Origin of the sequence: Nocardioides alcanivorans (assembly GCF_021555175.1) — a bacterium.
GTDB lineage: Bacteria > Actinomycetota > Actinomycetes > Propionibacteriales > Nocardioidaceae > Nocardioides > Nocardioides alcanivorans.
The window spans coordinates 323,906-335,837 of sequence record NZ_JAKGRW010000019.1; the positions used below are offsets into that span (position 1 = coordinate 323,906).

Below are 11,932 nucleotides of genomic sequence, written 5' to 3' on the forward strand. Positions count from 1 at the left end.
GACACGGCTCGCGCCGCGCACAGGTGCTACGTCGCTGCCCAGGACGTGCTGCTTCGCGGGTCAGTTGACGATGTTGTGCGGCTCCCCACCGGTGACGAGCGCCTCGAGATTGGCGCGGACCACCGCGGCGATGCGCGGCAGCATCGCCGTGGTGCCGCCGCCCACGTGCGGCGTGATGAGGGTGCCCGACATGGCCCACAGCGGGTGGCCGTCGGGGAGCGGCTCCGGGTCGGTGACGTCGAAGGCGAACTGCAGCCGCCCCTCCTCTGCCAGCACGGCGTCGGTGTCGACGAGGGCGCCACGGCCGACGTTGACCACGAGGGCGTGGTCGGGCAGTGCCGCGAGGAAGTCGGCGTCGACGGCGTGCCTGGTCTCCTCCGTCAGCGGCAGGACCGCGATGACGACGTGCTGGGCCGGAAGCAGTTCCGGCAACGACTCGGCACCGTGGACCCGACCGAGCAGGTCGTCGGCACGAGCCCTGCTGGCCACCGCCGTGACCCGAGCCTTGCAGGCCAGCAACCGCTCGGCGATGGCACCGCCGATCGAACCGTAGCCATAGATCAACACGTTGGAGTCGGCCAGCGAGCGACGCCCGGGCATCCGCAACCAGGCACCGTGGTTGCGCACCGCCTCGGGGATGCCCCGCAGCGCTGAGATCACCAGACCGAGCGCCAGCTCGGCGGTGGCGTCGTCGTGCACGCCGCGGGCGTTGGCCAACCTCACCCCCGCGGGGAGCAACTCCGGGATGCCGTCGTAGCCAGCGGATTGCAACTGCACCAATTTGAGGTTCGGAAAGCGAGCGACCTCGTCGGCAGCCGACGCCTTGGTGACGTACGGCGTCACCAGCACCTCGACCTCGTCGGGTCGCTCCACGATCTCTCCGGCGACGAGGAACTCGACCCCGTCGACGGGACCGACGGCGTCGATCAACTCCTGATCGGGCATCAAGACGAGCATCAGATTGTCTCCTCCAGTGGCAGGTGCACGGACAGGTCGGTGCGCTCGCCGCTCGCGCGGACGCGGCCAGCAGCCATCGCTTCGCCCCAGGTGAGCTCACCCGTCGCCAACGCCAGCCAGGTCGCGGCGTCGGTCTCGACGACGGCAGGCGGCGTGCCGCGGGTGTGCCGGACCCCCTCGATCACCTGCACCGCCGCATACGGCGGAACCCGAACCTCGACCGAGGCGCCGGGGGCACGCTCCTGCAGCAGGGCGAGGTAGTGCTTGGTGAGCGTCTTCAGCTCAGCCCTCCCGGCCGCGCCCTCCGCGCGCAGGGTGAGGGCTCGACGTACCTCGGCGGCAGGGGCGGGGTTCAGGCGACGAGGCACCGTCCCATCCCACCACAACGGCATCAGTCGACGCCGAGTTGTCCCGTCAGGCGTTCGTGCATCTGGGCGCTGGCGTGGTCGAGGCCGCGGATCGCGACGTGCTTGCCGAGTCGGGCGTACTTCGCCTCGACCGCATCGAGCGCGGCGACGGTGGAGGCGTCCCACACGTGGGAACGATCGAGGTCGATCACGACCTGTTCGGGGTCGGCGGAGTAGGAGAACTGGGCGTAGAGGTCGTTGCTCGAGGCGAAGAAGAGCTCGCCGGTGACCGTGTACGTCGCCACGTCCGTCCCGTCGACCGTCGTCACCTCTCGGTGCACCCCGACGAGGTGTGCAACGCGACGCGCGAAGAGCATCATCGCGACGAGCACACCGACGATCACGCCGATGGCGAGGTTCTCGGTCACCACGACGGTCAGGACGGTGACGAGCATGACGGCCGTCTCGGCACGCGGCATCCGGCGGAGCGTGGCGGGAGTGACGCTGTGCCAGTCGAAGGTGGTGACGGCGACGACCACCATCACCGCAGCCAACGCCGCCATGGGGATGCGGCCGACCGTCTCCCCAGACCGATGCAGAGCAGCAGCAGCCAGATCCCCGCGAGCACCGAGGAGACGCGGGTACGGCCGCCGGCCTGCTTCACGTTGACCATCGTCTGGCCGATCATGGCGCAGCCGCCCATGCCACCGAAGAGGCCGGTGACGATGTTGGCGCCGCCCTGGCCGAGTGCCTCGCGGGTCTTGCTGGAGGGGGTGTCGGTGAGGTCGTCGACGAGCTTGGCGGTCATCAAGGACTCCATCAGGCCGACGAGCGCAATGCCGAGCGCATAGGGCGCAATGATCTGGAGGGTCTCACCGGTGAACGGCACGTCGGGCAACAGCAACGACGGCAGGCTGTCGGGGAGTTCTCCCTCACCCGAGAGCTGCGGTACCCCCGCGCCGGTGACCCAGACGACCGCGGTCAGCCCGACGACGGTGACCAGTGGCGCCGGGACGACCTTCGTGAGGCGCGGGACCAGCACCATGAGGAGGATGCCGAGGGCACCGACCGCGACGACGGTCCAGCCGTGCTCGACGAGGTGCGGCACCTGCGCGGCGAAGATGAGGATGCACAGCGAGTTGACGAAGCCGACCATCACCGAACGCGGGATGAACCGCATGAGCCTGCCCAGGCCGGCCAGACCGAGCACGATCTGCATCACGCCTGCCAGCAGCACGGTGGCGATGAGGTAGTCCATGCCGTGGTCGGCGACAAGCGGCGCGATGACCAGCGCGGTGGCACCAGCCGCACCGGAGACCATCGCCGGGCGCCCACCGAGGACGCCGGCCGTGACCGCCATGGTGAAGCTGGTGAAGAGGCCCACCCGGGGGTCGACGCCGGCGAGCACGGAGAACGAGAGCGCCTCCGGGATCAGCGCCAGCGCCACCACCAGGCCGGCGATCACCTCGGTACGCAGCATCCGTGGAGAAGTCAGGACATCGCGGAGCCGCGGCTGCGCCGACAGATTCTCTTCAGCGGGGGTCGACATGGGCACGACACATTGTCGCGGACGAGCGTCGAGAGCGCTCCAATGGTCGGTCGAAAGCGCCCCAGTAATCGGACGAGAGCGCCCCGGTGATCGGACGAGAGCGCTCCAATGGTGACGCTCCAGTCACGCCGAAGCGCTCGCGCACAACATGAGCGACGTCGACGGCTATTCGGGCGACGTCGACGGATGGGCGGCGGCGCGGGTGAGTCGGGCAGCGGAGTCGGCAATGGCCTCGACCAACTCCGGCGGCGACTCGATGGTGAACTCGGCGTCGATGGTGGCCACCACCGAGAGCGGCCAGAAGAAGTCGTCGGCCTGCATCACCATCAGCGCACCATCTCCAGCAGGAGTGATCGTGGCCCAACGTCCGACCGCGGCAGCAACCGTCTCGACGGGGGCCGCGAACCGCACGCGGACGTCGTACTTCTTGGGGACGGAACGGATGCCGGCACGGACGAAGGCGAGGGCGTCGTCGGCCGGGAGTTCACGGGGCCGGAAGCGGGTGCCGGTCAGGCTGGGAGCCGTGATCCGGTCGACGCGGAAGCTGCGCCAGTCATGCCGCTCCCGGCACCAGCCCACCAGGTACCACCGACTGCCGAGGCTGGCCAGTCCGAACGGCTCGACGTGGCGTCGAGTCTCCACTCCCTCGCGGGCCGTGTAGCCGAACCGAACCGTCTCGTCGTCGCGGCAGCCCTGGGCGAGCGTGATGAGCGCGTTGGCATCGATCGGTGGGCCCCACGACGGCGCGGGCGTGGTCTGCGACTGGAGTGCGTCGATGCGACGGCGCAACCGAGGGGGCATGAGGGAGACGACCTTGGTGAGCGCCTGCAACGAGCTCTCCTGCAGGCCCTGCACCGTGCCCGCAGCCGCCGTGCGCAGGCCGATCGCAATGGCGACGGCCTCCTCATCCTCGAGGAGCAGTGGCGGGAGCTGGCCGCCGGCCTGGAGTTGATAGCCGCCGGCGACTCCGCGGACGGCGTCAACCGGGTAGCCGAGGTCGCGCAGGCGGTCGATGTCACGTCGCAGGGTGCGGCCGCTGACCTCGAGGCGATCGGCGAGTTCGCCGCCCGGCCAGTAACGGTGGGTCTGCAGGAGGGAGAGCAGCCTCAGCATCCGTGCACTGGTGTTAGCCATGCTTCGAGAATAGATCTGATTGCGGACAGAAACTGACCGCAAGCTCCGGAATCGTGAAGTCCATGACCACACACACCCGTTCCGAACCGGTGATCGTGACCCGCGGCCTCACCCGCCACTTCACGGCTCACAAGCAGACCGTCGAGGCCGTGCGCGGCCTTGACCTCGACATCGCCCAGGGCGAGCTCGTCGCCTTCCTCGGCCCCAACGGCGCTGGCAAGTCGACCACGCTTCGCATGCTGACCACTCTCCTCCCCCGACCGCGGGCTCCGCCGTCGTTGCGGGCCACGACGTCCGCGCAGACCCCCGAGCCGTACGTCGCGCGATCGGCTACGTCGGTCAGGGCAACGGTGCGGGTCATCAGCAGCGCGGCCGCGATGAACTCATCAGCCAAGGCCGAGCCCACGGGCTGCGTCGCGCCGAGGCGCATGCGCGAGCCGATGAGTTGATCGCTGACCTCGACCTGGAGGCCGTGGCCGACCGCAAGGTCAGCACGCTCTCCGGCGGGCAGCGGCGCCGGCTCGACATCGCGATGGGGCTGGTGCACCTGCCCCGAGTGCTGTTCCTCGACGAGCCGTCGACCGGGCTGGACCCGCAGAACCGGGCCAACCTGCAGGGCCTGGTGGAGCGACTGCACCAGCAGACCGGGTCGACGATCGTGTTGACCACGCACTACCTCGACGAGGCAGACGCCTTGGCGGAGCGGGTGATCGTGATCGACCACGGCACCGTGATCGCCGACGACAGCGCGACCCGCTTGAAGTCCCGGCTGGGTGATCTGGTGCTGCTGGGCTTCGGGTCCGCTGCCGATGCCGGCCGAGCAGCCGAACGAGCCACGCGGGTGCCCGGATCGTCAGTGTCGACCGACGGCCCGCTCCTGGAGGTCCGAGCCCCCGACGCCCACCTGCACGCGCCCGCGCTGATCGCCGACCTGCAGACCAGCGGGACCGCCGCCCTGAGTGTCGAGGTCTCGCGCCCCACCCTCGACGACGTCTTCCTCGACCTCACCGGCCGCAGCCTGCGCGAAGCGAACGAACAAGCCGGCACCGACTCGATCACCGAAGGAGAAGCAGCATGAGCACCCTCACCGCACCGGTTCGCGCGACGCTCGCGAGCGACGTACGGCCCACCGGCTTCTTGGCCGACACCTGGAACGTGATGACCCGCGAGCTCAAGCCGGTGTGGCGTGAGCCTGCGTCCGTGCTGTTCGCGATGGTGCAGCCGCTCGTCTTCCTCGGTCTCTTCGCGCCCCTGCTCCCGGAGACGACGAACGGGTCGGCGTTGCAGTGGTTCGTGCCCGGCATCGTCGCGATGACCTGCCTCATGGGGGCGTCGTTCACGGGCTCGGCCCTGAGCGACGAGATGATCTCCGGCTCCCACGAACGCATGCTGGTCTCACCGTTGTCGCGCTCGTCGCTGCTGGTCGGGCGGGCATGCAAGGAGGTCGTGCCGATGCTGATGCAGACCGCGATCATCCTGGTCGTGGTGACGCCCTTCAGCTTCGACCTGCACCTGAGCGGCGTGCTCGTGGCAGTGGTGATGCTGTCGCTGTTCAGCGTCGGCGTCGGGTCGCTGAGCTTCGCGCTGGCGTTGGTGGCCGAAGGACAGGAGTGGCTCTTCTGGACCGTGCAGCAGACGCTGATCTTCCCGTTCCTGCTGCTCGCCGGAATCCTGCTGCCGCTCGACGGCGCGCCGCGCTGGCTGCAGGTGTTGTCCGACCTGAACCCGCTGAAGTACGTCGTCGAGGCCTCCCGGGAGCTCTTCTCCGGGGTGTGGCACCTCGATGTGATCGCCTCGGGCTTCGCGGGCGCTGCCGTGGTCGCCGCGTTCGGGGTGTGGGTCGGGGTGAGGGCGATGCGTCGGGCGTGAGTGCGGTTTGCCACCATCTGCGCGACCTCGCCTCCCCAACTGCGCGACCTCGTCAGGACAGGGAGTCGAGCACCCCGAGCACTTGGCTCCAGGCGCTACTGCCCGGTTCGATCAGGTCGAAGTGACCGCCGGTCACCTCCACCAGATCGGCCTGGGCACCGGCGCGTGAGGCGGCCCGGACGTAGCCGACCGACTGGCTCATCGGCACCATGTCGTCGTCCGGCGCGTGCAGGCAGATGACCGGGATGTCGAGGGGCACCTGTTGCTGGGGGTCGAAGCGTGCCTCGACCAGGTCCGTTGTGGGTCCGTTCTCGGAGCTGCCTTCGCCGACAGCCCCGGATTCCGAACCGAACAGTTCGGCGACTGCGTCGCCGCTCAGCCGATCGCGATGGGCTGCCCGCAGGTCGAGCAGCCCGGCCTGGCTCACCACGTGCGTGAGACGCACGCCCTCGGGCCACCCGTGCCGTGCGCGACCCGCGGCCCAGACCGCGAGATGGCCGCCGGCCGAGTGTCCGAGCGCAACGATCGGGCCAGCATGCCGAGGAACCAGGGTGCCGAGCAGGTCGATCCCCGCCGCGATGTCGTCGAAGGTCTCCGGGGCGCCACCACCGCTCCCGATCCGCCGGTACTCGAGGTTGAGGGTGGCCCAACCCCTGCGGTGCAGGTCATGGGCGAGCGGCCGTCCCAGCGAGAGGTCATAGCGCGAGCGCCAATAGCCGCCGTGGATGACCACGATGATCCCGCGGGCCGCCTCGACCGGCGACCACTCGGCGTACTGCCCGGCCCCCGGCCCGTACTGCACTCGCTCCACGAACATCCCTCCCCGGGGGATCGTCCCTAACAGATTTGTAGATTTCAGCCGGAAACTACAAATCTGTTAGGGACGATCCCACCGTCAACGCTGACTCAACGCGAGATGAAGACCACCTCGCGCTGCATCAGCATCTGCCACGGCACGCCCGCGCGCTGGTCGACCGGCCGGATGCCGACGACGACCACCTCGCCCTCCGCGTCGACTTCGTCGAGCGTGACCAAGTCGCTGAGTGGGCGCATCGTGCGGACACTCGTGCCCTCGCTCCACACCTTCTCGAGTACGTCGACGCTCGCCTCGGCAGCGTCGGCGTCACCGAAGTGATAGGCGACGTGAACGTCTCCGTCCGCGTCCCAACCGATGCCGACGGCATCGTAGGGATCGTCGGGGATCATGCCTTCGAGCGACTTCTCCAGCTGTTCCAGTGCTTCCGGGGCGAGGGTGGATCCGACGTAGCCCTCCAACCCACCACCCACGCTCTGGCTGAGGACTGCGCTGATCACGTCCTCGTCGTCCAACGCCTTGGCGAGAGCGGCGAGCGCATCGTTGTCTGCCAGCGTCTCGGCACCGTCGGCCCACGCCTTGACCATCGGCGTCGAGGTGCCGAATCCGATGGTGTCGTCACGCTGGGCGAAGCGAATGGACCGTCCGATCTTGTCGACGGCGGTCCGGTTGGCGAGGTCCTGCTGGAGGTCCTCGCCGTCGCCGGAGGAACGGATCCCGTCCTCGGAGTCGATCAACGAGTCCGCCAGTGCGTTCTCGGGGACGCCGTGGAGGAACGTGAACTGATAGGGCGGCGCAGCGACCTCGGCATACATGGAGGCATCGATCAGGGAGAACCCGGCGACCTCGGCGAACTCCTCGGGCGCCGCGTACTGGTGGTTCGCCCCTCGGGCGGAACGAGGAAGACATTGCTGTTCCCGACCCCTGTCATCGGGTTCATCCAGTTGGCGAAGGATTCGCGCGAGCCGTCAGTGGGCCGCTCCACCCCTGCAGCTGCGGACGCAGCGTCCAGGTCGGCCATGGTGATCACCGCAGTCGTGAGGTCGACCTGCCCCGAGGCCGGCAGCTGGTCGAGCGCGCCCAGCACCGAGAACCCGTCGGCCAGGGACCGCGAACCGGCCGACGAGGTCGAGTCGTCCTGGTCGTCATCGTCGTCGCCGCACGCAGCCAGACCCGCCAGGCCCACACCGAGCACCACGACGGGCACCAGTCGTCGCCACAGCCGGGCGCGCTTCATCGAAGAATCCATCCGAGCAGACATGGCAGGAGCCTGCCACCGGAACTGCTGCTCGAAACCCGGTCACCCGCCGAGGCAGCGCAAGAACTGCCACCTCGGCACGCACGACCTTCTACATCGGCGCCGTTCAGGCGAAGGCGTTGGGCAGCGTGGCGCTCCACGCCTCGCGGACCTCGGCAAGCGGCACCGAGAACTGACCCTCGACGGAGAGGTCTGCGCCACCGGTACGGCCGATCGGGGTCACCGGAACGCCGTGCTTCTCGGCGAGGGCGATCAGCGCGTCGGCATCCGCGTCAGCGACCGTCACGACGGCGCGAGCAGCGGACTCGGCGAAGAGCCCGACGAACGCGTCGCCCGAGAGCTCGACCGAGGCGCCGATGTCGTTCTGCAGCGCGCTCTCGACGAGCGTCTGCGCAACTCCGCCGTCGGAGACGTCGTGGGCGGAGGTGAGCACGCCGACACCCTCGGCGAGCAGCTCGGCCAGCGACCGCTCGGCAGCCAGGTCGACCCTCGGCGGCAGCCCGCCGAGGTGCCCGTGCACCACGTGGGCCCACTCAGAACCCGAGAGCTCCTCGCGGGTCTCGCCCAGCAGGAAGATCCGCTCACCCGCGGCGACGAAGGCCGACGGGGTGCGGGTCGTGACGTCGTCGATCACGCCGAGCACGGCGACCACCGGGGTCGGCAGGATCGCGGTCTCGCCGGTCTGGTTGTAGAGGCTCACGTTGCCGCCGGTGACCGGGATGCCCAACTCGAGGCAGGCATCCTTGAGACCTCGGCAGGCCTCCGCGAACTGCCACATCACGCTCGGGTCCTCGGGCGAGCCGAAGTTGAGGCAGTCGGAGACCGCCAGCGGCGTCGCACCACCGGTCGCAACGTTGCGGTAGGACTCGGCGAGCGCGAGCTGCGCGCCGACGTACGGGTCGAGCTTCGCGAAGCGGCCGTTGCAGTCGGTCGACACGGCGACGCCGAGGTTGGTCTCCTCGTCGACACGGATCATGCCGCTGTCGTTGGGCTGCGCGAGCACGGTGTTGCCGCGCACGTAGCGGTCGTACTGATCGGTGATCCACGACTTGTCGCACAGGTTGGGCGAGGCCACCAGACGCAGCAGCGTGTCCTTGAGTTCGTCACCGGTCACCGGACGCGCGAGCTTCTCCGCGCCGTCGGCCTGCAGCGCGTCCTGCCAGTCGGGGCGCGCGAACGGGCGGTGGTAGGTGGGGCCGTCGTGAGCAACGGACCGCGGGGGTACGTCGACGACGCGGTCGCCGTGCCAGTCGATCTCGAGGCGGCCGGTGTCGGTGACCTCGCCGATGACCGATGCCTCGACGTCCCACTTGGCGCAGATGGCGAGGAAGGCCTCGACGTCGGCCGGCTCGACGACGGCCATCATGCGCTCCTGGGACTCGCTCATGAGGATCTCCTCGGGCGAGAGCGTCGAGTCGCGCAGCGGCACCTTGTCGAGGTGCACCCGCATGCCGCCGTCACCGGCCGATGCGAGCTCGGAGGTGGCGCACGACAGTCCGGCGCCGCCAAGGTCCTGGATGCCAGCGACCAGACCGGCGGCGAAGATCTCGAGGGTGCACTCGATGAGCAGCTTCTCCATGAAGGGGTCGCCGACCTGCACGGCAGGACGCTTGGCGGGACCGGAGTCCTCGAAGGTCTCGGAGGCGAGGATCGACACGCCACCGATGCCGTCGCCACCGGTGCGGGCGCCGTACAGGATCACCTGGTTGCCAGCGCCGGATGCCTTGGCGAGGTGCAGGTCTTCGTGCTTGAGCACGCCGACGCACAGCGCGTTGACGAGCGGATTGCCGGCATAGGTCTCGTCGAAGACGGCCTCGCCGCCGATGTTGGGCAGGCCGAGGCAGTTGCCGTAGCCGCCGACGCCGGCCACGATGCCGGGCAGCACCCGGTGGGTGTCGTCGGCGTCGAGTGGACCGAAGCGCAGCGGGTCCATGACGGCGACCGGGCGGGCACCCATCGCGAGGATGTCGCGGACGATGCCGCCGATGCCGGTCGCCGCCCCCTGATAGGGCTCGACGTAGGACGGGTGGTTGTGGCTCTCGACCTTGAAGGTGACCGCGTAGCCCTGACCGATGTCGAGCACACCGGCGTTCTCGCCGATGCCGGCGAGCATCGCGCCACGCGGGGTCGACTGCGGCAGCTCGCTGAACTGCTTCAGGTGCACCTTCGACGACTTGTAGGAGCAGTGCTCACTCCACATGACCGAGTACATCGCCAGCTCGCTGCTGGTGGGTCGGCGTCCGAGGATCTCGCGGATCTTCTCGTATTCGTCGGCCTTGAGGCCCAGGTCGGCCCAGGGCTGCGCCCGGTCCGGGTCGTCGTCGGCTACGGCAACGGTGTCCAGATGAGTGTTCGCCACAGCGCGAAATCTACCCGTCGCCTCCGACGCTCCGAGCACCGGCCGAGGGGCGGTACGACGCCACGCGAGCAGGGCGCCTCCGCCTGCAGTGGGGCGGTGCGCCGCGAAGGCATTTTCCGCCGTATTGAATTACACGCTTGTGATTAATGCGATCAAGGGGCAGCGGCATTCAATTACATGATTGTAATTCACCCATTCAGGTGTTACTCGTGTGATTAGTGAGGTTAGGGTGACGCGGACGTCCCCAATTGTTGGAGTTAATTCCATGCGCTTCCTCCGATGTCGCGCATTGCTCGGCGCCGCACTTGCCGGCGTACTCGCAATGTCTGTGACCAGCCTCGGCGCCACGAGCGCCCAAGCCGCCCAGGTGACCCCCGGAAACTTCACCGGCTACGCCTTCGACCAGTGTTTGACACCCACCCAGAAGGCCATGGACACGTGGATGGAGCACTCCCCTTCTCGGGCGTGGGCATCTACATCTCCGGTGACTCGCGGGCCTGCCGCAACCAGCCCAACCTGACCCCGACCTGGGTCAAGAAGCAGTTGGCCAACGGTTGGCGGTTGCTGCCGATCACGCTCGGCCCGCAGGCGAACTGCCTCGACCGGTTCCCGCGCTACAAGGACGACAAGGTCATCAAGAAGGCCGCCAAGAACAACTACGCCAAGGCGCGCAAGCAGGCTCGCAAGGAGGCCACCAAGACGGTGGCCGCCGCGAAGGCACTGGGCATCTCACCGGGCAGCACGCTCTGGTACGACCTCGAGGGCTTCGACCTCACGAACACCCAGTGCCGGCAGTCCGCCATGTGGTTCCTGAGCGCCTACTCAAAGCGGATCAAGAACCTCAACTACGTCTCTGGCGTCTACTCGAGCGCCGGTTCGGGCATCAAGATGCTCGACGACGCCCGCGTCAACGAGCCCGGCAAGTACGTCCTCCCCGACCGACTCTGGGTGGCCCGCTGGGACGGCATCGCCAACCTCGAAGCTCCCGGCTACCTCCGCGCCGACGGGTGGATGCCGCACTCGCGGGTGAAGCAGTACAAGGGCGGTCACAACGAGACCTGGGGTGGCGTGACGATCAACATCGACAGCAACTTCCTCAGCCTCGGCAAGGGCACCGTCGCCGCCGCCGAGAAGGCCCGGTGCAAGGAGAAGGTTGCGGTCAGCCTGCCGAAGTACGCCAAGCTCACGGCAGCGAAGAAGAAGGTGAAGGCCGTCAAGGCCGCCCAGTGCCTGCTCCGCAAGCAAAAGCTCTACAAGGGTGAGCTCACCGGCACCTTCGACGCCCGGACGTTGGCCGCGGCCAACACCTTCCAGTCCAGCAACCGCCTGGCCAGCAAGCCTGTCTTCAACCGGAAGAGCTGGGTCTCCCTCCTCTCCCAGGGCAAGATCAAGGTGGTCAAGCGAGGGAGCAAGGGTGCCCCGGTCCGCCGACTGCAGCGAGCGCTGACCGCCGCGACCAAGCAGACCGTCCCCGTGACCGGCGTCTTCGACGCCGCCACCGAAGCAGCCGCCAAGCAGTGGCAGCGCAACATCGGGGTGACTGCCTCTGGCGTCATCAACACCTCGATGTGGCAGAAGCTCCAGGCCGGCAAGTTCAAGTAGGCAACCTTCGGCACCACGGCCCCGACCGGTCTCCGGTCGGGGC

The 11,932-nt window shown here is 68.5% G+C and carries 12 protein-coding genes and 2 pseudogenes; 5 read left to right on the forward strand and 9 right to left on the reverse strand.

Annotated features, from left to right (window positions below; all coding sequences use genetic code 11):
* Positions 1-60: 60 nt before the first annotated feature.
* The 5 genes from L1066_RS11960 to L1066_RS11980 form a co-directional block, all read right to left on the reverse strand.
* Positions 61-957 (reverse strand): 2-hydroxyacid dehydrogenase, encoded by an 897-nt coding sequence (locus L1066_RS11960; protein ID WP_235736536.1) that lies wholly within the window; start codon positions 955-957, stop codon positions 61-63.
* The gene (locus L1066_RS11965; protein WP_235736537.1) at positions 957-1,325 is read right to left on the reverse strand and encodes a sterol carrier family protein; all 369 of its coding nucleotides are present in this window, start codon (positions 1,323-1,325) and stop codon (positions 957-959) included. The genes L1066_RS11960 and L1066_RS11965 overlap by 1 nt, the downstream gene beginning before the upstream one ends.
* A gap of 23 nt (positions 1,326-1,348) precedes the next feature.
* The gene (locus L1066_RS29165; RefSeq protein WP_235736538.1) at positions 1,349-1,867 is read right to left on the reverse strand and encodes an STAS domain-containing protein; all 519 of its coding nucleotides are present in this window, start codon (positions 1,865-1,867) and stop codon (positions 1,349-1,351) included.
* Entirely contained in the window at positions 1,846-2,853 is a 1,008-nt protein-coding gene (locus L1066_RS29170; protein WP_235736539.1) for a SulP family inorganic anion transporter, read from the reverse strand. Before L1066_RS29170 ends, L1066_RS29165 begins: the two co-directional genes overlap by 22 nt.
* A 165-nt stretch (positions 2,854-3,018) precedes the next feature.
* Positions 3,019-3,987 (reverse strand): helix-turn-helix transcriptional regulator, encoded by a 969-nt coding sequence (locus tag L1066_RS11980; RefSeq protein WP_235736540.1) that lies wholly within the window; start codon positions 3,985-3,987, stop codon positions 3,019-3,021.
* Positions 3,988-4,049: 62 nt separating this feature from the next.
* Here L1066_RS11980 and L1066_RS28585 point away from each other — a divergent pair.
* The 4 genes and pseudogenes from L1066_RS28585 to L1066_RS11990 all read left to right on the forward strand — a co-directional run.
* Positions 4,050-4,193: pseudogene (locus tag L1066_RS28585) on the forward strand (hypothetical protein); the annotation flags it as partial.
* A gap of 107 nt (positions 4,194-4,300) precedes the next feature.
* Positions 4,301-4,507: pseudogene (locus tag L1066_RS28590) on the forward strand (ABC transporter); the annotation flags it as partial.
* 12 nt (positions 4,508-4,519) lie between these two features.
* The gene (locus L1066_RS27695; RefSeq protein WP_312007688.1) at positions 4,520-5,065 is read left to right on the forward strand and encodes an AAA family ATPase; all 546 of its coding nucleotides are present in this window, start codon (positions 4,520-4,522) and stop codon (positions 5,063-5,065) included.
* Positions 5,062-5,856 (forward strand): ABC transporter permease, encoded by a 795-nt coding sequence (locus L1066_RS11990; protein WP_235736541.1) that lies wholly within the window; start codon positions 5,062-5,064, stop codon positions 5,854-5,856. The genes L1066_RS27695 and L1066_RS11990 overlap by 4 nt, the downstream gene beginning before the upstream one ends.
* Before the next feature lie 52 nt (positions 5,857-5,908).
* Here L1066_RS11990 and L1066_RS11995 read toward each other — a convergent pair whose 3' ends face one another.
* The 4 genes from L1066_RS11995 to purL form a co-directional block, all read right to left on the reverse strand.
* Positions 5,909-6,673, reverse strand: coding sequence for an alpha/beta hydrolase (locus L1066_RS11995; protein ID WP_235736542.1), 765 nt, complete (start codon positions 6,671-6,673; stop codon positions 5,909-5,911).
* Between the two features lie 89 nt (positions 6,674-6,762).
* The gene (locus tag L1066_RS12000; protein ID WP_235736543.1) at positions 6,763-7,485 is read right to left on the reverse strand and encodes a hypothetical protein; all 723 of its coding nucleotides are present in this window, start codon (positions 7,483-7,485) and stop codon (positions 6,763-6,765) included.
* Positions 7,486-7,496: 11 nt separating this feature from the next.
* Positions 7,497-7,907: a hypothetical protein gene (locus tag L1066_RS12005; RefSeq protein ID WP_235736544.1), complete on the reverse strand. Its 411-nt coding sequence runs from the start codon at positions 7,905-7,907 to the stop codon at positions 7,497-7,499.
* Positions 7,908-8,034: 127 nt separating this feature from the next.
* Positions 8,035-10,287: a phosphoribosylformylglycinamidine synthase subunit PurL gene (gene purL, locus L1066_RS12010; RefSeq protein ID WP_235736545.1), complete on the reverse strand. Its 2,253-nt coding sequence runs from the start codon at positions 10,285-10,287 to the stop codon at positions 8,035-8,037.
* 438 nt (positions 10,288-10,725) lie between these two features.
* Between purL and L1066_RS12015 the strand changes: the two genes are divergently transcribed.
* A complete protein-coding gene (locus L1066_RS12015) occupies positions 10,726-11,889 on the forward strand; it encodes a glycoside hydrolase domain-containing protein (RefSeq protein WP_235736546.1) in 1,164 nt (387 codons plus the stop codon).
* Positions 11,890-11,932: the final 43 nt, after the last annotated feature.

What these genes read in the sequence shown, in the direction of transcription:
- L1066_RS11960 (WP_235736536.1), bottom strand. Translation starts at nt 957, where the DNA reads ATGCTCGTCTTGATGCCCGATCAGGAGTTGATCGACGCCGTCGGTCCC.
- L1066_RS29165 (WP_235736538.1), bottom strand. Translation starts at nt 1,867, where the DNA reads ATGGCGGCGTTGGCTGCGGTGATGGTGGTCGTCGCCGTCACCACCTTC.
- L1066_RS29170 (WP_235736539.1), bottom strand. Translation starts at nt 2,853, where the DNA reads ATGTCGACCCCCGCTGAAGAGAATCTGTCGGCGCAGCCGCGGCTCCGC.
- L1066_RS11980 (WP_235736540.1), bottom strand. Translation starts at nt 3,987, where the DNA reads ATGGCTAACACCAGTGCACGGATGCTGAGGCTGCTCTCCCTCCTGCAG.
- L1066_RS27695 (WP_312007688.1), top strand. Translation starts at nt 4,520, where the DNA reads ATGGGGCTGGTGCACCTGCCCCGAGTGCTGTTCCTCGACGAGCCGTCG.
- L1066_RS11990 (WP_235736541.1), top strand. Translation starts at nt 5,062, where the DNA reads ATGAGCACCCTCACCGCACCGGTTCGCGCGACGCTCGCGAGCGACGTA.
- L1066_RS11995 (WP_235736542.1), bottom strand. Translation starts at nt 6,673, where the DNA reads ATGTTCGTGGAGCGAGTGCAGTACGGGCCGGGGGCCGGGCAGTACGCC.
- L1066_RS12000 (WP_235736543.1), bottom strand. Translation starts at nt 7,485, where the DNA reads ATGTATGCCGAGGTCGCTGCGCCGCCCTATCAGTTCACGTTCCTCCAC.
- L1066_RS12005 (WP_235736544.1), bottom strand. Translation starts at nt 7,907, where the DNA reads ATGAAGCGCGCCCGGCTGTGGCGACGACTGGTGCCCGTCGTGGTGCTC.